Origin of the sequence: Floridaenema fluviatile BLCC-F154, from assembly GCF_041929135.1 — a bacterium.
Taxonomy (GTDB): domain Bacteria; phylum Cyanobacteriota; class Cyanobacteriia; order Cyanobacteriales; family Aerosakkonemataceae; genus Floridanema; species Floridanema fluviatile.
This window is the reverse complement of record NZ_JBHFNS010000077.1, coordinates 23838-48344: the sequence shown is the minus strand read 5'-3', so window position 1 is coordinate 48344 and position 24507 is coordinate 23838. Positions and strand designations below refer to the sequence as shown.

General features: G+C 39.7%; 19 protein-coding genes. 8 read left to right on the top strand and 11 right to left on the bottom strand.

Annotated elements, in window-relative coordinates; genetic code table 11:
• Window positions 1-51: 51 nt before the first annotated feature.
• The 5 genes from ACE1B6_RS20535 to gap form a co-directional block, all read right to left on the bottom strand.
• A complete protein-coding gene (locus ACE1B6_RS20535) occupies window positions 52-768 on the bottom strand; it encodes a hypothetical protein (RefSeq protein ID WP_413259128.1) in 717 nt (238 codons plus the stop codon).
• Window positions 769-779: 11 nt separating this feature from the next.
• Window positions 780-1820, bottom strand: coding sequence for a hypothetical protein (locus ACE1B6_RS20530; protein WP_413259127.1), 1041 nt, complete (start codon window positions 1818-1820; stop codon window positions 780-782).
• Window positions 1821-1852: 32 nt separating this feature from the next.
• Window positions 1853-4096: a dynamin family protein gene (locus tag ACE1B6_RS20525; RefSeq protein WP_413259126.1), complete on the bottom strand. Its 2244-nt coding sequence runs from the start codon at window positions 4094-4096 to the stop codon at window positions 1853-1855.
• A 217-nt stretch (window positions 4097-4313) separates the two neighbouring features.
• Complete coding sequence (locus ACE1B6_RS20520) at window positions 4314-5327, bottom strand: 2-hydroxyacid dehydrogenase (RefSeq protein WP_413259125.1); 1014 nt, start codon at window positions 5325-5327, stop codon at window positions 4314-4316.
• 117 nt (window positions 5328-5444) lie between these two features.
• A complete protein-coding gene (gene gap / locus ACE1B6_RS20515) occupies window positions 5445-6479 on the bottom strand; it encodes a type I glyceraldehyde-3-phosphate dehydrogenase (RefSeq protein WP_413259124.1) in 1035 nt (344 codons plus the stop codon).
• Window positions 6480-6962: 483 nt separating this feature from the next.
• On the opposite strand from gap, the gene ACE1B6_RS20510 reads away from it, so the two are divergent.
• The 4 genes from ACE1B6_RS20510 (at window position 6963) to ACE1B6_RS20495 (ending at window position 13113) form a co-directional block, all read left to right on the top strand.
• Complete coding sequence (locus ACE1B6_RS20510; RefSeq protein WP_413259123.1) at window positions 6963-8900, top strand: alginate export family protein; 1938 nt, start codon at window positions 6963-6965, stop codon at window positions 8898-8900.
• A gap of 30 nt (window positions 8901-8930) precedes the next feature.
• Window positions 8931-9377: a hypothetical protein gene (locus tag ACE1B6_RS20505; protein WP_413259122.1), complete on the top strand. Its 447-nt coding sequence runs from the start codon at window positions 8931-8933 to the stop codon at window positions 9375-9377.
• A gap of 182 nt (window positions 9378-9559) precedes the next feature.
• A complete protein-coding gene (locus ACE1B6_RS20500) occupies window positions 9560-10222 on the top strand; it encodes a hypothetical protein (protein ID WP_413259121.1) in 663 nt (220 codons plus the stop codon).
• The gene (locus tag ACE1B6_RS20495; RefSeq protein ID WP_413259120.1) at window positions 10219-13113 is read left to right on the top strand and encodes a CAAX protease; all 2895 of its coding nucleotides are present in this window, start codon (window positions 10219-10221) and stop codon (window positions 13111-13113) included. The genes ACE1B6_RS20500 and ACE1B6_RS20495 overlap by 4 nt, the downstream gene beginning before the upstream one ends.
• Before the next feature lie 89 nt (window positions 13114-13202).
• Here the strand turns inward: ACE1B6_RS20495 and ACE1B6_RS20490 are convergent, their stop codons facing one another.
• The 4 genes from ACE1B6_RS20490 to ACE1B6_RS20475 form a co-directional block, all read right to left on the bottom strand.
• Complete coding sequence (locus tag ACE1B6_RS20490) at window positions 13203-14702, bottom strand: phenylacetate--CoA ligase family protein (RefSeq protein ID WP_413259119.1); 1500 nt, start codon at window positions 14700-14702, stop codon at window positions 13203-13205.
• 260 nt (window positions 14703-14962) lie between these two features.
• Window positions 14963-15772: an AAC(3) family N-acetyltransferase gene (locus tag ACE1B6_RS20485; protein ID WP_413259118.1), complete on the bottom strand. Its 810-nt coding sequence runs from the start codon at window positions 15770-15772 to the stop codon at window positions 14963-14965.
• Window positions 15773-15884: 112 nt separating this feature from the next.
• Window positions 15885-16595 carry an MBL fold metallo-hydrolase gene (locus tag ACE1B6_RS20480; RefSeq protein ID WP_413259117.1) on the bottom strand — a complete coding sequence of 237 codons (711 nt, stop codon included), beginning with the start codon at window positions 16593-16595 and terminating at the stop codon, window positions 15885-15887.
• 66 nt (window positions 16596-16661) lie between these two features.
• Window positions 16662-17771: an S-(hydroxymethyl)glutathione dehydrogenase/class III alcohol dehydrogenase gene (locus ACE1B6_RS20475; RefSeq protein WP_413259116.1), complete on the bottom strand. Its 1110-nt coding sequence runs from the start codon at window positions 17769-17771 to the stop codon at window positions 16662-16664.
• 60 nt (window positions 17772-17831) lie between these two features.
• Between ACE1B6_RS20475 and ACE1B6_RS20470 the strand changes: the two genes are divergently transcribed.
• From ACE1B6_RS20470 to ACE1B6_RS20460, 3 genes are read left to right on the top strand one after another with little or no spacing between them, the layout of a single operon-like run.
• Window positions 17832-18407 carry a DUF924 family protein gene (locus tag ACE1B6_RS20470; protein ID WP_413259115.1) on the top strand — a complete coding sequence of 192 codons (576 nt, stop codon included), beginning with the start codon at window positions 17832-17834 and terminating at the stop codon, window positions 18405-18407.
• A gap of 55 nt (window positions 18408-18462) precedes the next feature.
• Complete coding sequence (locus ACE1B6_RS20465) at window positions 18463-18774, top strand: type II toxin-antitoxin system RelE family toxin (RefSeq protein WP_413259114.1); 312 nt, start codon at window positions 18463-18465, stop codon at window positions 18772-18774.
• The gene (locus ACE1B6_RS20460) at window positions 18761-19012 is read left to right on the top strand and encodes a hypothetical protein (protein WP_413259113.1); all 252 of its coding nucleotides are present in this window, start codon (window positions 18761-18763) and stop codon (window positions 19010-19012) included. Before ACE1B6_RS20465 ends, ACE1B6_RS20460 begins: the two co-directional genes overlap by 14 nt.
• Before the next feature lie 60 nt (window positions 19013-19072).
• Here the strand turns inward: ACE1B6_RS20460 and ACE1B6_RS20455 are convergent, their stop codons facing one another.
• On the bottom strand, window positions 19073-21727 hold the full coding sequence (locus ACE1B6_RS20455; RefSeq protein WP_413259112.1) for an MBL fold metallo-hydrolase: 2655 nt from the start codon (window positions 21725-21727) through the stop codon (window positions 19073-19075).
• Window positions 21728-21899: 172 nt separating this feature from the next.
• Here ACE1B6_RS20455 and ACE1B6_RS20450 point away from each other — a divergent pair, with 172 nt between their 5' ends.
• Window positions 21900-23279 carry a glycoside hydrolase family 3 N-terminal domain-containing protein gene (locus ACE1B6_RS20450; RefSeq protein WP_413259111.1) on the top strand — a complete coding sequence of 460 codons (1380 nt, stop codon included), beginning with the start codon at window positions 21900-21902 and terminating at the stop codon, window positions 23277-23279.
• A 149-nt stretch (window positions 23280-23428) separates the two neighbouring features.
• Here ACE1B6_RS20450 and ACE1B6_RS20445 read toward each other — a convergent pair whose 3' ends face one another.
• The gene (locus tag ACE1B6_RS20445; RefSeq protein ID WP_413259110.1) at window positions 23429-24340 is read right to left on the bottom strand and encodes a hypothetical protein; all 912 of its coding nucleotides are present in this window, start codon (window positions 24338-24340) and stop codon (window positions 23429-23431) included.
• Window positions 24341-24507: the final 167 nt, after the last annotated feature.

Genomic DNA, 24507 nt, shown 5'->3' with positions numbered 1-24507 from the left:
TGAGATTGTTAATTGTTAGACATGAAAATGGTTTCGATGCACCCAAGCTCATTAGCAAATCCTTTCTAAGCAGTACATTAAATAAGTGTAGATTAAGCGGAGGATTTCTAATGGTTTACCGATGAATAAATCCTTTTCTTTCTTAAATTCTTCCCAAGTTTCTTGCTCGACAAGGGATGATAACGATCGCCAAACTCCCGCCTGTTTCAGCGTTAAACTATCGACAATTCCCGTCACAACTACGATCGCTCCTTCCTGATTTGGCAACTTATGTTTATCTAACTCTTCAGCAAGTTTATGGGTTAATACAGGAGAATTTTTGCCGATTTTTTTGGTTTGATCTGGCAATTGTTCGCCTGCTTTTCTTGTGAGGCTTAGTTCTTGGATTTGAGTCCATAAAACTTTGAAACCTAGTTCATTGTCATAATCAATAATTGATCGATCGATTACTTCTAAGAACTCATCCTCTTTTCGCAAAGCACTAGCAGCCAGCATCCGCAAAAACGGTTCCTCAGCAGTTTTAGCAATCCAAACTAAAGAATTGAAAATTTCCCGACCTTGAAAATCACATCTTTGTTTTGATTTCAGAGCAAAAACTAACAAACGTAACTCTTCTCCAGTTCTTGATAAAATAACTGCCGGAGCATTTTTTTGCCTTAACCTATCAACAGAGTGAAGTACAGGAGGTTTAATTAGTTTGTTGTCATTCCTTAACCATGTATAATCATGATTTGGATAAACTCCACAACTTTGAACATATATTTCCATCCCGATCTCCTTTATTTATTCACGCTTAACCATCCTTCTTCATCTTGTAAAACTGCAAAACCATCTGTGGTTTTGCAGTTTTTGGCGAATTCGCCCACTGCTTCTCGAAAAGCATTATCTTCAAAAATATCTCCTAATGCTTTGCGGAAATATTTCCAAAGTACGAATCGCTGTTCTAGATGAATATTCAGGAGAAATCTTAATAAATAGCGGAGTGGCTGTTCGCAATCCACTGGATTGTATTTAGCAATATTCGTTTTCCGAAAATAGAAGTGTGGGTATGCTTGTCCATTATAGTTTTTGACGTTGATTCTAGAGAATTCTACATTTCCTAATGTTTGAATTGGTGTAATTACGGCAACTACTTGAGAGCGAAGATTTGGCTTATCGAAAAACTCAATCAAAGAATTATATCCTTGTTGAACGCGATCGAGTAAAGCAGCCGGACATTGCCGCATATACTTTTCGCATTTAATCGGTACGAAAATCACTAGTCTTGGCTCTTTTAAATTTTGATAGGATGTTTTGAAATAATCGGTGACTAAATTAGGTTTGTTAATCAGATCGTGCCAACGTCCCTCTTCTTCCATTAGCGCAGGTGCATCGATCGCAACTAGCACAATTCCGCACTCATCTAAAAGTTTTTTTACTGATTCCATGTCGGAGGTTAAATCTTTTCCGGGAAAATCAATAAAAAACAGTTTAATTGTGGCATCCATCCCGGTTTTAGCTAAACTAAACTCGAAATCTTGAGGTTCGGTAGTCCCTTTAATTCCTCCGACTACTTCCAGTTCATTTTGCGTATTAAAACAGCCTTTCAAATCGGCTCTTTTATCTTGCAGAATTAAGGAAGTTTTTAACTCTGGTCGTAGCATTAATGAAGTTTTCTGAGTTGCTTTGTCAAACTGCTCCGACATTGCGGTTAAAAGGCTTGTTTTCCCAACTCCTCTAGGGCCAAATACAGTAATTTTAATTTTCCTCGGCCCTTCTAAAGGTTTTTTCAACAGTTTCTTTGCTGATTGAAAAAAGTCTTGGTTTTGAGGTGTACTCATTTTAACTTTCCTTATTTTTTTCATACTTTATGTTAGAATCCTGGTTCTAATTTGACTGCTTCCTCTATACGCTTGACTAAACCTAGCCATTTATGATGTAGATGCGAGTTTTCCGTTAATGCTTGGAATTCCGATGACCAAATTGTTGTTCTTTCTAATTGTAAGAAAATTAGCCATTCATCTTTTACGCCTTCAGCACGTAATATGCGATCGACAAATTCTTCAACAATTGCATAAGCAGCTTGACCCGGTTCATTAATTAACTCACTCAAAGCTTGTTTACAATCATATAAAACTTCGTCATAAAGTGTTTTAATAAAGTTATATATTTGCTGGGCACCGAAAGGTTGCGTTAGTTGAGGAGCTTTATCTGGCATTAGCCTATCTAGCTGTTTTCTGATTCGATGCTGCATGACTTCTCGATAAGAAAGATTAAAATCTGCCAAAATTTCAAATCCTAGCTTGATATTTTGCAATTTTTGGCTTCCTAGTATTTTATTTTCCGATTTACTAAAGTTATTTGCGATCTTCTCAATTAACTCTGCACCCTGAAATTCCTCTGGGATTAATTTTCCTAAATATCCCTGTTCTGCTAATACTTTGGCAACTTTAAATTTCACTTCTTCCACATATAACTTTAATCCTTTATCGATCGAAAGAAATTGTTGTGATATGTAAGTTCGCACGTTATTTAAACAAATATTGTAAGCGGCTTGATAACCACCAAGACTAGCACGGAGTTTTTCTATTTCTGCGATCGAGGGAACTCCCGGATTATTTTGACAGTTCTGCACAATATTATTTACTAGTTCGCTAATCTCAGCATTGGGAATATCTCGTTCCACGGCAAGACTATCCAATAAACTCTCTAAACTCGTAGAAAGATTATTCCATAAATTATTAAATAAACTGATGAAAACGGGAAACCAAACATCACGCAATCCCACTTGTCCAAAAACAATTTCAGATTTTTTGATTAAATCTTGGATTTGCTTACGCAGTCGGTTAATACTAAGACGACGAGCCGAAGCATATTCTTGATCCAGAAGAGTCAAGTAATTAGTTAGGTAATCAAGAATTGGGTCTAGAATTTTATTATTTACTTCTTCAGTACTTTGACAATTAGCAATCACGCAATCCACCACTTTGATATTGACATCATTGATGGTATGTTGAAGATATTCGCAATTTTTCAAGTTATCATTTACAGGTGATTGCCCCACTATTCGATTCAGAATCATAAAAGACCATTTTTCTATCGGTAACTCTACCAAAGCCGATCGAACTTTATCGTATAACCCAATATGATTCTCAATATCCCAATAGGCACCTGTAGGATTTGGTAGGCGCATAAATAGAACGAAATCAACATCTTCTCCCAGTGCTTTGATTAACTTCTGTTCATCACCAACAGTAGTATCCCCTAAACCAGGCATATCTACTAAAGCAATTTGTCCCACATCAGATTGAGGAAAACTACAAGTAACTCTGGCTTCTTTTACTGCTACATAATTGTAAATTGGCTCTCCCACAGAATTATGTTGTGCTACATATTCGCGAATGTCTGATTTGCAAATTAATCTTGGTGAGTAAGCATTCAACAAATGGCGATACTGCTTCAGATTTTTTTGATATTCTTGCAGTTTTTTGTATTTAGATTCAAATTCTGAAATATTTTTTAAATGATTCGGTAACTCAGGGAGAGAACCTGGTTTGGCAAATTCATCTAATGTAAAAGGTCTATCACCTAAACCTAGTTCTTCATAATATAATCCTATTATGTCATTGAGAAAAGAATCTTCTGTATAAAACCAAATTTCGCCATAAGTTTCTGCATTAGAAAGATATTCTAGAGAGTTTCCATGCCGAATAATTACCTTGACTCCAGTGCAGTGTTGGCGATCGCTAGTAGGTATTTCTTCTGATGAAAGTCCCGATATACTTCTAAGCAAAGTACTTTTCCCTTCTCTAGCTTTACCGACAACACCAATATTCAGCGTGTCACGAGAAAAGCGTTTTTTCAGCTTTTCTAAACCCTTTAATTCTGACTCAATTTCAGTAAGTAAAGCTGGAATATCAATTTTTGCTAACTCTTCCAATGGCAAGAGAATACTGTCGTCAACAGTCTGTTCTAGAAGCTGATTGCTGTAGTCTTGTAAGTCACCGAGTACATTTTCATAAAAGCTGAGCTTTTCAATCTCAGCTTCTATTTTATGTGCGTATGATTTTCGGTTTGCGATGATTTTCGCAATTTGCGTAGCTCTCAATGTAAGCATTGATACTAGTACTGATAAGACTGATAAATGTTTGAGTTTGAGTAATAAATTATCATGCTCTTGGCGAGAATGGAACAACTTAATTTTTTTTCAAGTACCAAGAGAAATAGTTTTTAAGAATTTTATACAGGATATTTTATATCCGTAATATTCGTACAATTACTTTTTGATCATTAAAATACTATAGCTGAAGCTATAGTTAACATGAGAAATAAAATTACTTAGAAGTAGCTCTTTGTGGGGCTTTGACTTCATTTTGTGAAGGAAGACCTTGCTCGAAGTCGCTGATATTACTGAGAGTTGTTTCACAGATATTTTGTACTGCGTCTTCGGTGAAAAATGCTTGGTGTCCGGTAACGATTACATTAGGAAAAGTTAGCAAACGTTGAAAAACGTCGTCTTGAATAATTTCCATAGAAAGGTCTTCAAAAAACAATTCCCCTTCTTGTTCGTAAACATCTAAACCCAAGTAACCGATTTTTTCTGATTTCAACCCAGCGATCACAGCTTCAGTATTAACTAAAGCGCCACGACTGGTGTTAACGATCGTAACTCCAGTTTTCATTTGAGCGATCGCTTGCTCATCAATTAAATGATAAGTTTCAGGAGTTAAGGGGCAATGGAGAGAAATAATATCCGAATTGGCAAATAATTCTGGTAAATCGACATATTTAACCCCAGAAGCAGCATAATCAGCATTGGGATATAAATCGTAAGCCAGAATTTGGCAACCAAAACCCTTCATTAAATTGCCAAAAATTTGTCCTATTTTCCCCGTACCAATTACGCCAACAGTGCGACCATGAATATCGAAACCCATCAATCCTTCTAAAGCAAAATTTCCCTCCCGAACGCGGTTAAAAGCCCGGTGAATTTTCCGATTTAAAGTTAAAATTAACCCAACAGCGTGTTCGGCAACTGCATAAGGTGAATAAGCGGGAACGCGCAAAACCGTAATACCTAAATCTGTGGCTGTTTGTAAATCAACATGATTAAAACCAGCAGAACGGAGAGCCAATAATTTTGTTCCTTTTGAGGCAATTATTTTTAATGCTTTGGCATCAGCATTGTCATTGACGAATATACAAACTGCCGGAAAATCTGCTGCTAAAGGAGCAGTATTAGCATTAAATTCAGCTGTAAAAAACTCTAATTCATGCCCATATTTGGCATTGGCAGCTTCGAGAAAACGGCGATCGTAAGGTTTAGTGCTAAAAACTGCTACTCTCATGGTGATTGGGGATTAGGGACTGGGGACAAGGGATTGGGGACTGGGGATTAGGGACTGGGGAGGTAGTTAGTTAAATTATTTTCCCCCATCCCCCCATCTCCCCATCCCCCATCTCTTCTAAGCTGGCTGAAGTGATTTTTCCTTGGCTGCCATTGCGAGGATTAGGTCAACCATTCTGCTGGAATAACCCCATTCGTTGTCGTACCAAGAGACTACTTTAAAGAAATTCGAGTTTAATTCAATTCCGGCACCTGCGTCAAAAATGCTGGAATGAGGATCTGTGATAAAGTCGCTGGAAACTACATCATCTTCGGTGTAACCCAAAATTCCTTTGAGTTCATTTTCCGATGCTTTCTTCATGACTTCGCAAATTTCTTTGTAGCTAGTGGCTTTTTCGGTTTTAAAGGTTAAGTCAACAGCAGAAACGTTGGGGGTAGGTACGCGGAAAGCCATCCCTGTGAGTTTGCCTTTCAGTTCTGGAATCGCTAAAGTAACGGCTTTTGCGGCACCTGTGGAAGCGGGGATGATGTTTTGGGAAGCACCACGTCCACCGCGGAAGTCTTTTTTGCTGGGCCCGTCAACTGTGGGCTGGGTGGCTGTCATGGAGTGAACTGTAGTCATTAAGCCTTCGACAAGTCCGAAGTTATCGTTGATTACTTTGGCGACGGGGGCTAAACAGTTAGTGGTGCAACTGGCGTTGGAAACGATGTTATCTTTGCTGGGGTCGTATTTGTCGTCGTTGACTCCCATGACAAAGGTAGGAACTTTATCGGGATCTTTGGTGGGGGCGGAAATTAAGACTTTTTTCGCGCCTGCGGTGAGGTGTTTGGATGCACCATCAAAGCTGGTAAATAGTCCGGTAGACTCAACTACGTAGTCGATGCCCATTTTTCCCCAAGGTAGTTCTTCGGGATTTCTTACTGATACGCAGGGGATAAACTTGCCGTTGACAACGATGCCGTCTTCTTTAGCTTCCACTGTGCCCGCGAAACGACCGTGAGTGGAGTCGTATTTTAATAAGTAGGCGATCGCTTCTGGTGGTACAAGATCGTTAATGCAAGCCATTTCAATTTCTGGATTGTCGAGTCCGATGCGGAATACTAATCTACCGATGCGACCAAATCCGTTAATGCCTACTTTAATAGCTGCCATGAAAATCTCCTTTTAGTTCTGTGTCAATCAGTCTGACAACTTGGTTATGAAGACTTGTCGATCAATCAGGCTGAAGTTATGGTTAATACACTTTCAGCTTCATGTCAAGCATTCAAACGTTTATCACGATAATGCTTTCTCATCTGAAGGGTGCTTTTTTTTGGCAATCTCTTAAGCTTTACTGGGTCGTTTTGCGATCGATCTCAGATTAGGGACTAGGAATAACAGGCAAGATGCCTGTTCTACGGGACTGGGATTTCTTGTCAATCAAATTATCATAAATTTGAGATCGGACACCAGTTTTGCACTTTTATTGTCTATGCTTTTTCCTGAATAGAGTAGAGTTTTTGCGAGAACGATCGCCAATTTGGTAATTACTGACTCGAATTAGGAGGTTGGTAAAGCAGTAGTAATCGAGTTTGAGTACAGGAAGCAAAAACAGAACTAGGCGGTGGGATTTAGTAAAAGTGTGAGGTTTATTTAATGGTTCGTTGTTTGCTCTGGCATCATGATTTTTTGGGGTTTATTTCAACTTCAACTGTGTCTATTTTGGGTTTCGCTTCACTAAGTTTGGCACAAGTAACACCTACAGTAACCGACAATAATCAGGTTATTTCTACTCGTGCGGTTGACCTTTTGGAGCGGCAAACATCGACTGAAGCTGAACCGGAAATTACGCTAGAGGAGTTTTTGATTTTTGATCGCATCCAAGCCACAAATCAAAAGCAAACAGAATCTTTACCAACCAACACTTTCGATCCTAATGCGGGGATTCTGATTCCGCCAAGAGTAGCAGAGGGAAGTGCGATCGAACGAGTTTATATTCACCTAAATAATCCCACAAACGATCCAGCAAAAAATCAGCAGTTACAACAACAAATAGCCGAAACTTTTGCCATTCGTGCTGGTAGCAGCTTTAGTCCACTATTTGCTCAAAAAGCTACTAATCAAGTACAACAATTAGCTTTTGTTGCATCGGCAGAATACCGAGTTTATCAAGCAGATAACCCAGGTGGAGTTATCGTCGCTTTATTAGTTAATTTGCAACCAGAAGAGACTGCAAAACCACCAGAAACTAAAGCGCCAAGAGGTATTTTTGTTACTGGGAGATTTGGCGATTTTCCGACGCTTTATGAGAGCGATCGCACTTTAGTAAAACTCATTTTAAATGCCGGATTCGGAGTTTTCAGCGATACAAATCCTTGGTTTGATAACAGCCAAAATTTTGTCCGAGGAAACTATCAACCAAAAGGTACAATTACTTGGCCCGAATTTTATATTGAACCAGGCTTGGCAGGTATTACTAAAATTGGTAATATTCCTCTCTATGTTTACGGTGCATTTAGTTTCACTCAATCAGCAACTTTAGCGCCTGATATCTTTCGAGATGATACAAGGTTTTATGGTGCAGTGGAAAAACTTTATGGGGGTTTTCTCTTCAGTGAAAAAGGTTCTCCTATATCATTCAATATATCAGCTGGAAGACAAAACTTTCAACTAAATCGCAATTTTCTATTTGGACAAGTGTTAGGTTCGGCAAATGCTTTAGAACGGGGTGCTAGTTTTCTCAATGCTCGAACAGTTTATGATAATGCGGTTTTAGCGGATTTGCGAATTGGTCAATTCTTAATTCAAGGGTTTTATTTGAATCCGAATGAGTTACCGATCGCAGATACAGAATCCCGCTTTTTAGGTGTTAATTTCAAGTACAATAATAACCGCAATCTTGAAGCAGCATTAGCATATATTACAGTTCCTCAATCAAACACAATTTACGCTTTTCCTGACGGTAAACAACAAACTAGAGAAGGTTTACAAGTAATTAATCCGCGAGTGCGTTGGACATCACCTTTTGGTATTGAAGGATTATGGCTAGAAAGCGAATATGCTCACGAATGGAATAGTAACTTTGCTATGTCTGCTCATGCAGGTTATATTTGGGGAGGTTATACTTTTCAAAATACTCCTTGGCGACCTAGTATTAGTTATCGATTTGCTGCTTTCAGCGGCGATAATCCCAAAACTTCTACTTATGAAAGATTTGATTCTTTGCGCGGTGGTGGATTAGGTGATTGGCTGCAAGGAATTAACTTAGCTAAAGTCTATTCTAATGGCAATTTACTTTCTCATCGAGTTGAATTTAAAGTACAGCCCACTGATAGGTTACAATTTTCTATAGATTACTTTTACCTGTTTGCCAATCAGTTGAACAATCTGGGGGGAAATCCCGCTTTATCAACGCTGGATTCTCGCAGTATTGGACATGAAGTAATGTTAACAACTCGTTGGTCAATTTCGCAAAATTTATTCTTTCTTTCTGTAGGTTCGATCGCGTTTCCCTCAGATGGAATCCGCCGCGCCGTAACAGATGATACGAATCCTTGGTTTACTTTTCAAATTTCTCTGTTTTTAGGTTTCTAACTGACATTTTTTTAATTTTAGGAGATTACCATGAGCGAAAGAATTGAAAAATTCTGTGACGATCTGAAAGTCCAACTTAATGGGATTGAAAGCCATTTATTTCAAGTCAAAGAAAAACTGAGTACAGCTTCCAAAGAAGCAGAATCTACAATCAAAGAAAAGCTAGAAATAGCGAAAGCCAAGTTAGAAACTAAAAAGCAGGAAGTGGCAACTGCTAAGGAAAAACTGGCGCAACGTATTGAAGCGAAAAAGGCAGAAGTTGAAGCGGAAGTAGCAGATTGGAAAGCGCAAAAGGCGAAAGACAAATTGCAAAAACACGCTCAAGAAGCGGAAGAATATGCGATCGCTGCAATCTTACTTGCCGCTGCTGCTGCGGAAGAAGCGGAGGTAGCTGTTTTTGAGGCGATCGAAGCGAGAATAGCCGCTGAAGAAGATACTGTTGAAGTTCTCAAGAGTGCGGAAAGTCCTGCTTCTTAAAATTGAGTGATTTCAATGCCACAAATCGGAGATCCCCCTAAATCCCCCTTAACAAGGGGGACTTTAAAGCTGTAGGGTGCGTCAGATAGCAGAATTTTGGTTAAAATAGCTAACTTTATCGGTCTGACGCACCCTACTTTATATAAGCAACTTACGTTAGTATTTATGGATGGATATGTGAGATGGAATCTGCGGATTTTTGGGAATTAGTTAAAGGAGCGATCGCACTAAATCCAAAAGCATTTCAGGTGATGGCAAAATTACCCGATGCTAACCAAATAGCAATTAATGTATTGTTGTTAGCGGGTTTTTCGCAGGCGATCGGACAAAGTATTATCCTATTCATCAACCGGGTTAAACCTTTCCGTTTTATTCTGAGCCTATTACTATCAGCTATTTTGTTTGTGTTTAGCTATGGTTTTTGGATCTGGAGTACTTGGCTAGTTAGTCGATTTTTATTTGAACAAACTGTTGATTTCAACATAGTTTATCGCATGGTGGGATTGGCTACGGCTCCCCAAATTCTGAGTTTTTTAATTGCTATGCCTTACTTCGGTGTACCGATCCAAGTTTTGCTTTCCCTGTGGACTTTACTGGCATTTGTGCGAGGTTTCAATGCAGCCACGGGGTTTGGTGTGTGGGAAGCTTTTGCTTGTAGTTTGCTGGGATGGTTTGTTTTACAAATCTTGCAGCGAACGATCGGAAAACCAATTTCAGCCTTGGGCACTTGGCTGGCAAATACTACCGCTGGAACTAACTTAGTAACTGACTTACGCAGCTTAGAAACCTTATTAGAAACAGGCTTACAAACTAACCCAAGCAATCAGGATAACAGAAATTCATGACCAACCAAGCATCTGGGCGATCGAAAAAATTCTGGCAGCTGGCTTTAGTTACCGGGGCATTGATAATTTTGTTACCCTTCCTACCCCTGCTGATTCAAACTGCTTTTGCTGCCATGAGCGTAACTGTTCGTTTAATCTTTAATCTAGTCGGAATCGGACTAGTGGCGCTACTGTTGGCGATTTTGCTCACTCCTCTAGAAGCGTTAGGTTGGTGGGCGGGGTGGTATGGCGATCCGATCGCCACCACAAAAGAAAACTTGGGTAAACTTCAAGAACAAGCACCCACAGAAACAACAGTTTCTCGCTATGTAATTTATCTTGATGGCATTGGGCAGGCAAATTTTGACTATCTCCCTGATGTAGAAAGGTTTCTGGATGATTTAGCTCAGGTATTGCCTGATGATATTCAAATCATCCGGGGTTTGATGCCCTACTCACCGATGAACCGCGCCTTGACTGAGAATCGTCCTTTTGCTTGGTTTTGGAACTGGGCCGATCGCGTACAATCGAGCGGAAATGGCGGTTTGCTGGCTTTTGCGATCAATCTGCGAAATATGTTTATGGTTTCGGTGTCTGCTGACAGTCGTTATGGGCCGATCTACAATCGGGGAACGGCTCAAGTGATTTACAATAGCTTACTCAATCATGGCTATGTTCCCGGCAGCGGTTTACCGATTACTTTGATTGGTTTTAGCGGTGGTGGACAGATTTCGATGGGAGCGGCACCTTATTTAAAGGATGCTTTGCAAGCACCGATCGATATTATCTCGATCGCAGGTGTGTTTAGTGGCAATAACAACTCTCTGAAACTAGAACACTTTTATCATTTAGTTGGTAATAAAGATGTTGTCGAACGGGCGGGGCCAATCTTCTTTCCCAAACGCTGGAAACTGTTATTTCTTTCTTACTGGAATCGCACTAAACGGATGGGGAAAGTGACTTTAATTAATCTTGGTGCAGTTGGACATCAAGTTCCTGGTGGTGTAATGGATGCAGATTTATTGCTTGCTGATGGTCGCAGTGCTCTACAACAAACTGTAGATTCGGTCGCTGACATTCTTCAAGGAACAGCTGCACTGGCAGAAGTCCATAAACCTCGCGTTTTGAGTAATCTCGATCGCTATCGGGAAGCAGCCTTCAACCGTCCCGAATTTTACCCTGTTCCGGCTACAGTTGCTAGCGATCGCTATCGTCCCGTTGCTAACTGGATCGGTCGCTTAATTTTACCGACTCCTGAGCAACGTCAATCTCAAAGTGTGCCTTTTGAGATCCATCATGCACCCCAACAATATGCCCACTCGATCGGTAAAGTTGTCACTTTGCGTTGGAGTGAAGATCCGAAAGTTCAAGCTTACTTACGCCAAGTCACTAAAGATGTGCATTTCAGCCCCACTGCTGAACAAAAGAGTCAAGAGGGTGGTGTGTATCCAACTCGCCTCAACCACTGGCAACTGGTCGATCCGCTAGAATCTTTGGCAGGTGCTCACCCGGAAGACGATCTAATTGTGGCATTACCCGATCCGGTAGTGGTGCAGGAGTTGGAAGGGGGAAGTCCGATTTATCTGGTGATTTCCCGTGAGCCCATTCAAATTACTGGACGTTTCTACGGTTTGGTAAAATTCTTAGGATCGGTTGAGAACTCTGCGACTCCAGAACATTTTCGCGTCGTTCATTTCAACAAAGCTAGTCAGCAGTTTGATGGAGTAGAGGAAGTTGTTTGGTTGCCACAAGTAGTTAAAGATGATAATGATACTTATCCTTTTACAAATAAAGGGATTGAACAATCTCCGGTCAATGAAACAGGTTGGTATATCTACGGCGCACCTGGCAAGAATGGATCTTTTGTGGTGCAAGCGATCGCTCCCCGTGCTTTATTTCAACTGAATGCCACTCAAGAAGTTGTGGGAAAAACAGCGGTAGAAACCTTTTTGAAAAAGGAATCATGGGGAAAATTAAATCAGCAAAAAGGCAAGATTAGCTCGACTCTTTTAAGTTACTCGTCTAAGTCTTTGAAGCAAGTTAAAAATTCTTGGCAAGAAGGATCTCGCGCCTTACTAGTTCATGTTTATGGTGGGATTGGTGGCAAAAAAATTGAACCCGCTGCTCAAGGCCCTGTTTACTTTGGACACTTTGCTTTTGGCGTTGCTACAGTCATCCGCGAACCTCTCACTGATGAGTTACGCTGGGACATTATCTATCATCAAATTTACACGCAAAATCCAGATGGGTTAACCTCTGGAAGTATGCACTGGTCAAGGTATATGGGCGATCGTCAATTTGGTTGGATCGGAGTGCGCCCAATTTCCGATACACTGATTGAATTCGATCCGTTTACTGGGAATTATGAAGTAGCGGAGGGAAAAGAGCGATCGCCCTTAGATGTGTTAGTTCGTCAGTTGGAAGTAATGGCAGCACGTTATCGAATTGGCGATGGTACTGGGGGAACTTATGTAGGCCCTGCGAATAACTGCTCTCAAGATTCTAATCAAAGCTTGTATGCGGCATTAGTGCAAATGGCGCGATCGATCCGAAATCATCCCGATATCGCCTCTGATATTAAAGCATGGATGAAACAACATCCCGATCGAGCGCAAAGACTTAAGCAATTAGAAAAACTCGGAAAGGATCTAAAATGGCACTTAATGCCCTTTGGCAGTGCGCGTGCCGATTGGTCAGAAGAATCCGCCGTTTTAGGTAGTACTCTGGAAGACGATCCATTAAAAACCTTACTCAGAGGTTTAATTAGTTGGCGGACAGTGTTGCCTCGTGTTGCCAGTGATAGCATTACAGAGTGTTTTCTCCAACAAGGTGCAACTGCATTGATGTTACGCACTAATCAGTTAGGTGGAAACGATCCCGATATTGCCCCCCTTGCACCCCTAACTTTTTAGAGTTGTAGAGTTGTAGGGTGCGTCAGACCCTAGATTTGATAGACAAAATCAGGACTTGAGCTTCTGACGCACCCTACCTTCTGTTTCTCTCATTTTCGGGTGTAGCGATGCTTAACGCCGATCGGGAAATATTCAGGATCTCCCGTTGGAGTGAGTGTAATTTGGGGCATTTGATATGCTTGAGGAACATAGTTAGCAAACTCGCTGTTGAGTCGTTGCAGTTGGGAAAGAATGGAGTTTGCGATCGCTACTTTCATCTCTTCATCAGCTGTAATTCCTGGTGCTAACTCTACCACAATTGAGAGGGACTTGTTGCGATCGGCATCTTCTTTCACCTGCAAAACAAACTTCCCTGTCACCCATTCTTTAATTACAGGTTGTTCCAATCCTACCGTGACATTTTCCGGGTAAATATTAGCACCGAAGTAGGAAACTGTGAAGTTCGATCGACCAAAAACATAAACAAAAGGTAACTCCCGAATCCCTCTTTCTTCCCCCAAAGCAGTCAAAGGATCGAAACCATATTCTCCCAAAAACCTCAACATTTCGTTGTATGGAATTATCCCACCAGTATCCAAAATATTGTATCTAATTAAAGGAACTCCATTATCCCCAGAAAACAACAATTGCCCATTTTCCACTTCAAAAAACCGACTCAAAGGATCGTACTGTACCAAAGTCGGTAAACGCGATTCGCCAAACAAACTTTTTGCCGCTTCAGGATGATTTGCCAACCAACGACGAATGCAAATACTCAAAGGAGTTTCATTTCCCAAAACTCCCGCATCAGCAGTTCCATAAAGTGCAGCAGAGTCATAACAAAAATTAGTTGAACCTACTCTTTCCCCAACTAAACTTCGCCATTCCTCACTAAAAACTTCCCCCGCAAAAACCATTTTAATACTAAACTTCTGCCATTCAACACCTCGCGCAATTCCCGTATCAACCACATCTTTAATAAAAGGTGGATATCCCAACAAAACCACCTGTTCAAAAGCACCACCCAACTCTTGCACAACTCGAAAAATCTCTTCCTTATTATTTCCCGGTGCAATAACAGTAATCGGATAACCTTTACTAGCAAGATAGCGACAACAATTAGTTGTAAATAAACCCCCTACCCAAGTTCCCAAAGTAAAACAAATAACCGCTAAAGTCCGCCGACTATCAGCGAAAAAGCTATCATGAAATATTTGCTCAAACCGAATAGTAATTGCCAATTCATCGCTGAAAAACCGAGGCCAAAAAGTCGGTTTACCAGTAGAACCAGAAGAAGCAGCGATTATATCACAGCTTTCTATTTTTCCATCTTTACATAATTGGGCTAAGGAGTAAACCTTGAGATAATTCTCTTTAGTAACTTGCGGCAATTGGGAGAAATCAGCTAAACTTTTAATAGTTTCCGGGTTAATATTTTGTACTTTTAAAAAAGCTTGATAAGCGGGAACCGTAGCAGCGACAGAATGAAACAAAGCTAAAGTTGCAGATTCCGCCTTTTTCACATTATCTTTTTGCAGTAAACTTGCTAAGGGAGTGGTGAGAAACTGTTCTAACCCTTGCAACGATCTTTGACGTTGTGATTCTTGCATTTTTACCCTCTACTTTAGTTGCACATATTGTTGATCCCCCCTAACCCCCCTTACCAAGGGGGGAACTGGATTCAAAGTCTCTTTTACCAAGGGGGGAACTGAATTCAAAGTCCCTCTTAGTAAGGGGGGAACTGAATTCAAAGTCCCTCTTAGTAAGGGGGGAACTGATTTCAAAGTCCCCCTTGGTAAGGGGGGAACTGATTTCAAAGTCCCCCTTGGTAAGGGGGATTTAGGGGGATCGAAAACGCTTAAGCTCATAACTAGCAACTTAATTTATTATTCAACCAATCTACTGCAAAATCCACCGCTAACTTAACTGGAAAAAATCTCGCTTCTGCCGATCCAACTGGCGCAATTTTAACAGCTTGAGTCTGTTCAAAAGCAGCACCTATTTGATTAAAAGAGTCATCATTAAATTCCACATCTTGGTAATTTTTCCAAACTGGTTGATTGTTTTCTACAATAACAGTTCCACGCTGAACTTCTTGTGGTTGTGGTACTCTATATTCAGCTAAATGTAGACAAGTACAACTATCGTAGCTTACTCCTAATAATAATACCCAACCATATAAATCATAAAGGCGAGCTAAGGGAGAAGATTCACCAAGGGAGTAATCTAATGAGTGATTTTTAATAATATTTTCGGCGTGTTTTCCCCACGCTGCAAAGGAAACTACTGGATGATAACTTCGCAAAACTTGAGGGAAAATGCGAAAGTTTTCGGCAATTTTACCGATCGCCCTTGTCGGTGTTATTTGCGGATCGAACGCTGGCATATTTTCCCGAATTATTGACCACCAATCACTCGGAACAGGTGGGTTTTCCCAAGTAGCAGGATCGGTATAATCGCCAGAATGGGCAGGCATTACTATTGTACCATTTGGCGTAATGATATCCATTAAAGCTTGAATAACTGTTACTGAACCTCCGCAAACCCAACCTAATGAACTAAGGGAACTGTGTACTATTATTGTCATTTCTGGTTGTAATCCAAGTTGACGGAAGTCGTTTTTTAAGGTTTCTAGGGTTCGGGGGGATGGGGTTTTTGCGATCGCTTCTGATTCACTCATAATATCCTTTGACTTGTGCGAGGGATGTTTTTATTGAACCACGTTAGCGCAGCGATTCGCGATAGCGAATTAGGCACGAAGGAAACGAAGGAAAGAGGAAGAAGAAAGAGATTTAGGGATGCCATTTTGGTTCGGGAGGAAGGGGTGTATTTGGGGTTTTTCCTTGCATTCTGTGACTGATAAAATCTTCTACTTTTGGTAAGAGTAAGTAAGGATTTGTTTGTAGTTGCGTATCTAAGGTTGCTGTTGGTTTGTCGCCGTAATTATGTCCTGGGTACATGGTGGTTTTTGGGGGTAATTTTTTGATTAAATCTTGCAATGTGTAAAACATTGTTTCAGGATCTCCGCCAATGAAATCACAGCGTCCACAACCATTGACAAACAGCGTATCTCCGGTGACTAAAGCATCAGGAATACGGTAACTTGTGCATCCGGGAGTATGTCCGGGTGTGTGCATCATGGTAATTTCTAAATGTTGACCAATGGTTAAACTGTCGCCGGGAGAATGACGCACTAAGTTTTCACTTTTAAATCCAGAAAAATCGATTTCTTCTCCCATCATGTGTACTGGCGCGTCAGTTGCTTCTAATATTTCATTGACTCGATTAACATGATCGAAGTGACTATGAGTGCAGAGAATGTGAGTGATTTTTACATCTAATTTTTCTGCTTCTGCTAATATGGTTGGTGCATCCCAAGCGGGATCGACTACCGCACAGGTACGAGTTGCGCGATCGCCAATTAAGTAGATAAAATTATCCCAAGGCCCAAGCTCAAATTGATGTACAAAAATTCCTGTTTCAGTCATGTTGTTATTAGTCATTAGTCATTTGTCATTTGTAAGGAGCTTTCCAAGTACCCAGTCCCCAGTCCCTAGTCCCCAGTCCCTTTAAAAAATAACCACACTCCGAATTGATTTACCTTCGTGCATTAATTCAAACGCTTTGTTAATATCTTCAATAGGCATAAACTCGGTAATTAAATCATCAATATTTATTTTACCTTCCATATACCAATCAACAATTTTTGGCAAATCTCTCCGTCCTTTTGTTCCCCCAAAAGCTGTACCTTTCCAAGTGCGTCCAGTAACTAATTGAAACGGACGAGTAGAAATTTCTTCGCCAGCGCCAGCAACGCCAACAATTACACAAGTTCCCCAACCTTTGTGACAACATTCTAATGCTTGACGCATAATATTTACATTGCCAATACATTCAAAACTAAAGTCAGCACCGCCATTAGTTAAGTTTACCAAATAAGGAACTAAATCGCCTTCTATTTCTTTGGGGTTGACAAAATTAGTCATTCCTAATTTTTTGCCTAATGCCTTTTTATTCGGGTTAATATCCACCCCAATAATCATGTTAGCACCAGCTAATTTAGCACCTTGAATTACACTTAAACCAACTCCACCTAAACCGAAAACTACAACATTATCGCCAACTTGCACTTTTGCGGTATTAATTACTGCACCAATTCCAGTTGTAATGCCACATCCTAATAAACAAACTTTTTCTAAAGGTGCATCTTCCCTAATTTTTGCTAAAGCAATTTCGGGAACTACTGTATAATTAGCAAAAGTCGAAGTTCCCATATAATGATGTAGCATTTTACCATCTAAAGAAAAGCGACTTGTCCCATCTGGCATTACGCCTTTTCCTTGGGTTTCTCTGATAGCTTGGCAGAGATTTGTTTTACCGGAAAGGCAAAATTTGCAATGACGACATTCGGGGACGTAAAGAGGAATTACTCGATCGCCCTTTTGTAAACTCTTCACCCCCGATCCTACTTCCACCACAATTCCTGCACCTTCATGCCCTAAAATAGTAGGAAAAAGCCCTTCTGGATCTGCACCGGAAAGAGTATAAGCATCAGTATGACATACTCCAGTTGCTTTAATTTCTACCAAAACTTCCCCTTCTTTTGGCCCTTCTAAATCAACCATTTCAATGCTTAAAGGTTGTTTGGCACTATGGGCAACTGCTGCTTTTACTTTCATCTTTTCTTCAGTTTCTCTGATTTTTAAATACTATCAACTGTCTAACAATCTCTATTAATTATGGCAAACTTTCAGGAAATTTTAAACTTTTGGTTTGGTTCGCCCGCCGAACCTAATTATGGCAAACCTCGCGATGTTTGGTTTAGCAAAAATTCTGAATTCGATCGACAGGTGAAAACTCGCTTTTTATCTGATTACGAATTAGCGGCATCTGGTAAACTAAATCATTGGCAAGAGAACCCAGAAAGTTGTTTAGCATTAATTATTTTGTGCGATCAATTTCCCCGGAATATGTTTCGCGATCGCCCAAAATCTTTTGCTACCGATCCCCAAGCACTCGCTTTCGCACAATATGCTGTTGAACGAGAGTTCGATCGGCAATTTATCCCGGTAAAACGCTGGTTTTTTTACCTACCTTTTGAACATAGCGAAAATTTAGCACATCAGCATCAATCTTTGGCATTATTTGAACAACTGCGCGACGATCCTGATAGTCTTAGTTGTATTGATTATGCTATTAAACATTTAAAAGTCATCGATCGTTTCGGTAGGTTTCCCCATCGCAATCAAATTTTAGGAAGAGAGACAACGCCGGAAGAAGCAGAGTTTTTAAAACAACCAGGATCTTCTTTTTAAAAGTGAAAATGCGTTACACTTGACCGAAATTTTGTAGTAAGCTAAGTAATACTCAATGGCATATCTAATCGAATTTGCTGAATCGATTCGAGAGCATCTTAGTTACTTATCTGCTAGGGAAAGAGTTATTGTGATTCAATCTATTGAGGAACAACTTATGTATGAACCTTTAATAGAAACTCGAAATCGTAAACCAATGCGCCCAAATCCTCTTGCACCTTGGGAATTGCGAATAGGTGCTTTACGTATTTTTTATGAAGTTGTATCTGAAGAACAGGATACAGTACGTATACTAGCAATTGCAAAAAAAGAAGGTAATAATTTATTTATTGCAGGTCAAGAGGTTAAACTAAATGAAAACGCTTGAAATTTCTACTGCATCACAACCATTATCTACATACGTGGAAGAGTTTAGTAATGAGATGGTTATTCTAACTCTTCATGGTAAAGCGATCGCTGTAGTTACTTCTTTGAATAATGTCGATCCAGAGTCTCTGCCGCTTAGTTTGAATCCAGATTTTATGGAAATTATTCAGAAGTCAAGAGAGGAGTTTAAAGCAGGAAAAAAATTATCTCTTGATGATATAAAGCGCGAATTCCTTTAGTTTAATCGGTTAGTTTTACACCTAACTGTAGAGACGTTATATATAACGTCTCTACAGTTTTCAATTTTCATCTTCGGGTAGCAAGTAAAAATCATCCATTTCTTCGTCTTCTTCTGCGTAATTTTCCTCTTCATCTTCGGGTTTTTCGTTGGTTTCTCCTACTACACCCTTTCTGATAAATTCTAAACATTTACTAGTAGGATCTACGGAAAAACTAAACAAGGGACTTTCTTCGGATTGGCATTTTCCGGCGCGGAAAAAGTTACAAACTGCACAACAATCTTCTCCTGATGCGATCGCTTCCTCCAGCACAATATCTCTCTGCGTTAGCGGACTAAGTTTTAAATGAAAACCTTCCCATTTCGCTTTTAAAACCCCAGTTTCCGCTAACATTTGCCAACGCGGATCTGTTTCAATAATTTCTTCTGGTATTCTAATCCAAGCACCTTCGACTTCTGCTTCTACATTTACTTCAAACTCATTCGGTAAATCAAATTGTGCTATCCTTCTCGCACTTAAATGTTCCGGCGCTTCTCCATAAACAATTTCCTCTCCAACTGAGGGAATATGAATATAATATTTCTCTTTTAAATCTCCCGCACGCGAGAGTTCATGTAATGCTTCATGGGAACCGTGAATTAAGATTAAATGCTGGGGATTTACCCGATGAATTACTTGTGTTAAACCTACTTTGTCAGCATGAGCACTTAAATTAAACTTGCGAACCTGCGCTCTGACATTTAACTCTTTGCCTTCTAATGTTACCGTATCTCCTGTGTTTAAATTCTGCAATAAACGACCGGGACTTTCTTCGTCAGTATAACCAGAAATGAAGATTGCGGCATTTTCCCTTTCTAACAAAGTACTAGCATAATAAATTGAAGGCCCTCCCGTTAACATCCCGGAACTAGCAATAATTACACTGGGTTTTGCCATTGCTAAAGGTCTTTGTTTCGGCGAAGTAATCGGGATAACGGGAGAAGGAGAACTAGGATCGAAGAAAGGTTCTTGTTTTTGTTGGGCGAAGTTTTTAACTGCTTGGGGAAGTAAAGTTAAATTATCTCGAAAAACGTCGGTAACTGCTCTAACTAACCCATCTACAAAAATGGGAATTTGCAGTTTATGAAATACCGCAGAAGTGCGAATTGCTAATATAATTTCTTGTGCTCTTCCTAATGCGAAAGCTGGAACTAAAACATTACCACCATTTTTTACAACTTCTGCGATCGCTTCCAACAAAGCACTCTCTTGCGCTTTCCGGTTAGGATGATTATCTGCGCCATAAGTTGACTCAGTAATTAACATATCTGCTTTCGGCAAATCTGCTAATTTTAAACCTTCCGTTGTCCGACTGGAAGTAGTATTGTAATCTCCTGTGTAGACTAAAGATCGATCGCCATACTGCATAAAAATACAAGCAGCACCAACAATATGACCAGCATTAATAAATCTTACCTTTAATCCCGGTAAAGGTTCAAAATCCACTCCAATTGGTTGAGTTTCTAACCTAAACAAAGTCCTTTCTAAATCCGTCTCATCAAAAAGTTCCGGCGAATCTTCGTTCATTTGCTGAACTTTCAAACAATCTTGTAACATTACATGAGCGATTTCTCTTGTTCCCGGAGTACAAATCATCCTCACAGCTGGAAACCTTGCATGAAACACCGGAACTGCACCCAAATGATCTTGATGCGCGTGAGTAATTAACAGTAAATTCGGGTTTTGTAAACGATCTAACGCTGGTAAAGGATCGTAACCTTTCGGACGAGTGCCACAATCCATTACAATTTCATAAGGGCCAATAAATACCTGAAAACAAGAAGCACCAATTCCCTTTGCTGCACCCAAAGGACGGACAATTAATCTACTATTTAAATTCTCTTGCTCATCAATTGTTATTTCCTGAGTATTTCCTAATTCAACTACTTCTTTAACCTCTGGTGCATACTCATAAACTTTAATTTTTTTGCCTTTAATCAACACTCTGGCGCGTTTTCCTGTTCTTGGCAAAACTGCTTCCCACTCCCAACCATCTCGCCGTTTAACTGCTGGCGCAAGTTGCCAACCTGACTGTTGTGTTTCTTCCAAAAGTGCAGTTAAAGCAGCATCATTTGGTGGTGGAGTTTCGGAGGTTGGTAGCTTTTTAGAAGTTTCTCCTGTTGGTAAAATTGAGACAGATGTAACTTGAGTTTCTTCACTACTTACCGAAGTTTCCTCAACAGATACCGCACTCAAAATTTGCAAAGTTTTTCCCACTCTTTGCGCTTGCACTTTCAGCAATTGACTTAGTTTGAGATTAAGATTGCGGGAATTAACCAGAGTCAGCTTGAGAGTTTTTTGATCCGATCGCTTTATCTTAAACTGAACCAAAGAGTTACGTTTCCCAAGTTGTACCACCCTTCCCACTAACTCACAGATATCCGGCGCTTCTGTGTCACTCGCTAAACTTTCCGAACTCACCAGCGTTACCTGTGACACTTCGCCTGTAGAATCAGTGCTAGGGATAATTTGCCAACTGCGCTTTCCTTCCGTCCATTCTGTGACTTTCTGCGCGACGCGAAAGCGTGTATTGTCCGAACATTCCAGGTACATTACCCCTTCGATCGGACAAATTTCTCCACTCCAAGTGCAGTTAAAAGTCTCCGTCTCAGAAGTTCCCGCAGAAATTATGGCATCAATCATATCAGCTATCGGTATCGCTGGGCGATCGCTCATCTTGTTCTTAATATAAGATACTGCTAGATTGTCACTGCAACGACTTTAACTAATTATTACTAAAATAGCTTGTCATCTCTCCCCAGTCTGAATTATTTTATTCAAAGTTGGTGCTTAACCGCATTCGATCGAAAAAGTTAGGTGAAAGGATTGGTTGGGGTGTGCTTTTTTTATGAGTAATTCTAGTAGACTACTGAGACTCTTTTTAGCTTTTACAATTTTCTTCCTAGCTTTTCATTTTAGAACACCAGCTTGGTCAAATTGGGGAAACTTTTTATTTTGGCTAATTATTATTATTAGTAGCTTTCTGATTCTTACAGAAATTTGGGCTTTTCACAAAATCTTTCGCGGTAAAAGAAGACGACTTAGTATAGTAATTTTAACCTTAGCTTGGTTTAGTCTTTCCATTAGTACAGCTTCCCAAGTCAAATTTCTGTTAACAAAACAAACTGTATTAAACAAGTTAACCGCTGAAACCCCTGCACCTACCGCACCTCCCGCACCTCCCGCACCTCCTGCACTTACAACACCCCTGAAAGTAGCCAATTTAGGTAAACATTTCGTCATTGGTTACAGAGACTTTGATGAATTACAATTATTAGTGGAAAAACAAGGAATAGCAGGAGTTTTCATTACTAACAGAAATGTACATGGCAAAACCAAAGCGGAGATAAAACAAGAAATTCAAACGCTGCAAGAAATCCGCAAAAATCAAGGTTTACCTCCTCTTTTAATTGCGGCAGATCAAGAAGGTGGAATAGTATCAAAATTATCACCACCATTAACTAAATTACCTTCTTTAGGCAGAATAATTGATGATGACAAAAGCATCGACCAACAAAAACAGAAAGTCATTGAATACGCAGCTAAACAAGCCCAAGAGTTAGCCGAAATTGGCGTAAATTTGAACTTTGCACCAGTAGTAGATTTAAATAAAGGAGTCAAAATTGTTAATGATAAATATTCTAAGATTACTCGCCGTGCAATTTCCGAAAATAAAGAAGTCGTCGCCAAGGTCGCCTTATGGTATTGCCAAACTTTAGAACAATACAATGTTAAATGTACAATTAAACATTTTCCCGGTTTAGGAAGAGTTAACACAGATACCCATATTGCCGAAGCAGAGTTAAATGCTTCTGTAGAAGAGTTAATGAATGATGATTGGGTTCCTTTTCGGGAAGTGATGAAAAATACCCAAGCATTTACGATGATTGGACACGCTAAATTAATGGCAGTAGATCCAGAAAATGCCGCTTCTTTTTCTCATAAGGTAGTAACAGAAATTATTCGCCAAAATTGGCAACATAATGGGGTTTTAATTACCGATGATTTTGGAATGCAAGCGGTTTATGGCAGTAAGGATGGGGTGGCAAATGCTACGGTCAAATCGATTAATGCCGGAGTGGATTTGATTTTGCTTTCTTATGATAAAAATTTATATTATGATGCGATGTATGCTTTAATGACAGCGGCAAAAGAAGGGAAATTAGATGCTGAGGTATTGGGGAAGAGTGGGGAGAGGATCGATCGCCTCTCCTCAGTGATAAAATAACAAATACTTAAGGCTTAAGGGAACAAAAATTGTATTCTTTCATTACCAGTATACTAAAAGAGTAATTGTGGCATGACTCCGACAATTTGGTAAATTTTTGATGATATTTGATGTAATTGGTGTAAGATATCCTTGAGATTAGCCTAGATTTAATTTGTTTTCTTGGGAAGACTTTCACGGAGAATCATTTCAAATTTTTGGGCATTATTAGCAATTTCTGTTGCCCTGTCAAATTTTCGATCTATTACCTGACGTGCATTGAGGTAATCAACGTTATTATCTGTAATGAATTCACTGAGCTTCCTACCAGTAAAATATCCTGTATTCAGATTATACATAAGTATCCGATATGCAATTTGTGGGTCAGCAGCTTTATCTGGATGTTGAACTAAATCATTATCTGTACCCTGGAAATTTAACACTTTGCTCATTTTTGTGTAATTCTCTTTGCCTGTTATATGGATATAGCCACGCCCTCTGTAACGGGAACCATCACCAGGTTTATCATTACCTAAATCCTCTCTATTTTCATATTGTTTACCAAGCTCTTCACTCTCAATACCTGGGATATAAGTATTATTTGTTTTATATTTGATAGTTGCTAAAATATAAGCAATATGGCGAATGTTTCTGATATCTTTATCTTTTCCCAGGAAATTGAAAATTTGGGTCAATGCTGCTTTACCCTGTGGAGAAAGATAGCCAAGTTCTTTAGCATAGTTATTGAAAAATGTTTCGCGTGATGTATCTGTATCTGGAACTAAAACCGGAAGTTGCGTCGGATCAGTTTGGGCTATTTTTTTTAATTTTTCACTGTCTAAACTAATAATTACACCAGAGTTTACTAAAAATATTAACTGCTTGGCTGCCTGATCTTGAGTGGGAGCTTCTAACGTTTTCTGAATCAAGGTAAATTCAAACTTCTGCCTCTCCAATTGAAGGGTTGAATATCCTTGAAGAATCGCTCCCAATGCGGTACCAATCAGACCTGTGAGAGCAGTAAGCAACCAACTTTTCCAAGGGCTTTCTATCTCAGGATTTTGAAGATTTTCTTCAGACATATTTTCTCTTTTTGCAATATCTTGGTTTACTCTTCTAAGCTACTAGCGAAAGCTGGTCAAGCAAAGTACCCTTGAGGGTAGTTTGCAAGCTCATGAATTTATCCGAGCTAAAAATTGACGCTTGTAATATTTGGGAACGAAAATATTTAGGGGCTAAGCTTTAACTA

What these genes read in the sequence shown, in the direction of transcription:
- ACE1B6_RS20445 (WP_413259110.1), bottom strand. Translation starts at nt 24,340, where the DNA reads ATGTCTGAAGAAAATCTTCAAAATCCTGAGATAGAAAGCCCTTGGAAA.
- ACE1B6_RS20530 (WP_413259127.1), bottom strand. Translation starts at nt 1,820, where the DNA reads ATGAGTACACCTCAAAACCAAGACTTTTTTCAATCAGCAAAGAAACTG.
- ACE1B6_RS20525 (WP_413259126.1), bottom strand. Translation starts at nt 4,096, where the DNA reads ATGCTTACATTGAGAGCTACGCAAATTGCGAAAATCATCGCAAACCGA.
- ACE1B6_RS20470 (WP_413259115.1), top strand. Translation starts at nt 17,832, where the DNA reads ATGGCAAACTTTCAGGAAATTTTAAACTTTTGGTTTGGTTCGCCCGCC.
- gap (WP_413259124.1), bottom strand. Translation starts at nt 6,479, where the DNA reads ATGGCAGCTATTAAAGTAGGCATTAACGGATTTGGTCGCATCGGTAGA.
- ACE1B6_RS20460 (WP_413259113.1), top strand. Translation starts at nt 18,761, where the DNA reads ATGAAAACGCTTGAAATTTCTACTGCATCACAACCATTATCTACATAC.
- ACE1B6_RS20475 (WP_413259116.1), bottom strand. Translation starts at nt 17,771, where the DNA reads ATGAAAGTAAAAGCAGCAGTTGCCCATAGTGCCAAACAACCTTTAAGC.
- ACE1B6_RS20510 (WP_413259123.1), top strand. Translation starts at nt 6,963, where the DNA reads ATGGTTCGTTGTTTGCTCTGGCATCATGATTTTTTGGGGTTTATTTCA.
- ACE1B6_RS20505 (WP_413259122.1), top strand. Translation starts at nt 8,931, where the DNA reads ATGAGCGAAAGAATTGAAAAATTCTGTGACGATCTGAAAGTCCAACTT.
- ACE1B6_RS20450 (WP_413259111.1), top strand. Translation starts at nt 21,900, where the DNA reads ATGAGTAATTCTAGTAGACTACTGAGACTCTTTTTAGCTTTTACAATT.
- ACE1B6_RS20490 (WP_413259119.1), bottom strand. Translation starts at nt 14,702, where the DNA reads ATGCAAGAATCACAACGTCAAAGATCGTTGCAAGGGTTAGAACAGTTT.
- ACE1B6_RS20535 (WP_413259128.1), bottom strand. Translation starts at nt 768, where the DNA reads ATGGAAATATATGTTCAAAGTTGTGGAGTTTATCCAAATCATGATTAT.
- ACE1B6_RS20495 (WP_413259120.1), top strand. Translation starts at nt 10,219, where the DNA reads ATGACCAACCAAGCATCTGGGCGATCGAAAAAATTCTGGCAGCTGGCT.
- ACE1B6_RS20465 (WP_413259114.1), top strand. Translation starts at nt 18,463, where the DNA reads ATGGCATATCTAATCGAATTTGCTGAATCGATTCGAGAGCATCTTAGT.
- ACE1B6_RS20500 (WP_413259121.1), top strand. Translation starts at nt 9,560, where the DNA reads ATGGAATCTGCGGATTTTTGGGAATTAGTTAAAGGAGCGATCGCACTA.
- ACE1B6_RS20485 (WP_413259118.1), bottom strand. Translation starts at nt 15,772, where the DNA reads ATGAGTGAATCAGAAGCGATCGCAAAAACCCCATCCCCCCGAACCCTA.
- ACE1B6_RS20480 (WP_413259117.1), bottom strand. Translation starts at nt 16,595, where the DNA reads ATGACTAATAACAACATGACTGAAACAGGAATTTTTGTACATCAATTT.
- ACE1B6_RS20520 (WP_413259125.1), bottom strand. Translation starts at nt 5,327, where the DNA reads ATGAGAGTAGCAGTTTTTAGCACTAAACCTTACGATCGCCGTTTTCTC.
- ACE1B6_RS20455 (WP_413259112.1), bottom strand. Translation starts at nt 21,727, where the DNA reads ATGAGCGATCGCCCAGCGATACCGATAGCTGATATGATTGATGCCATA.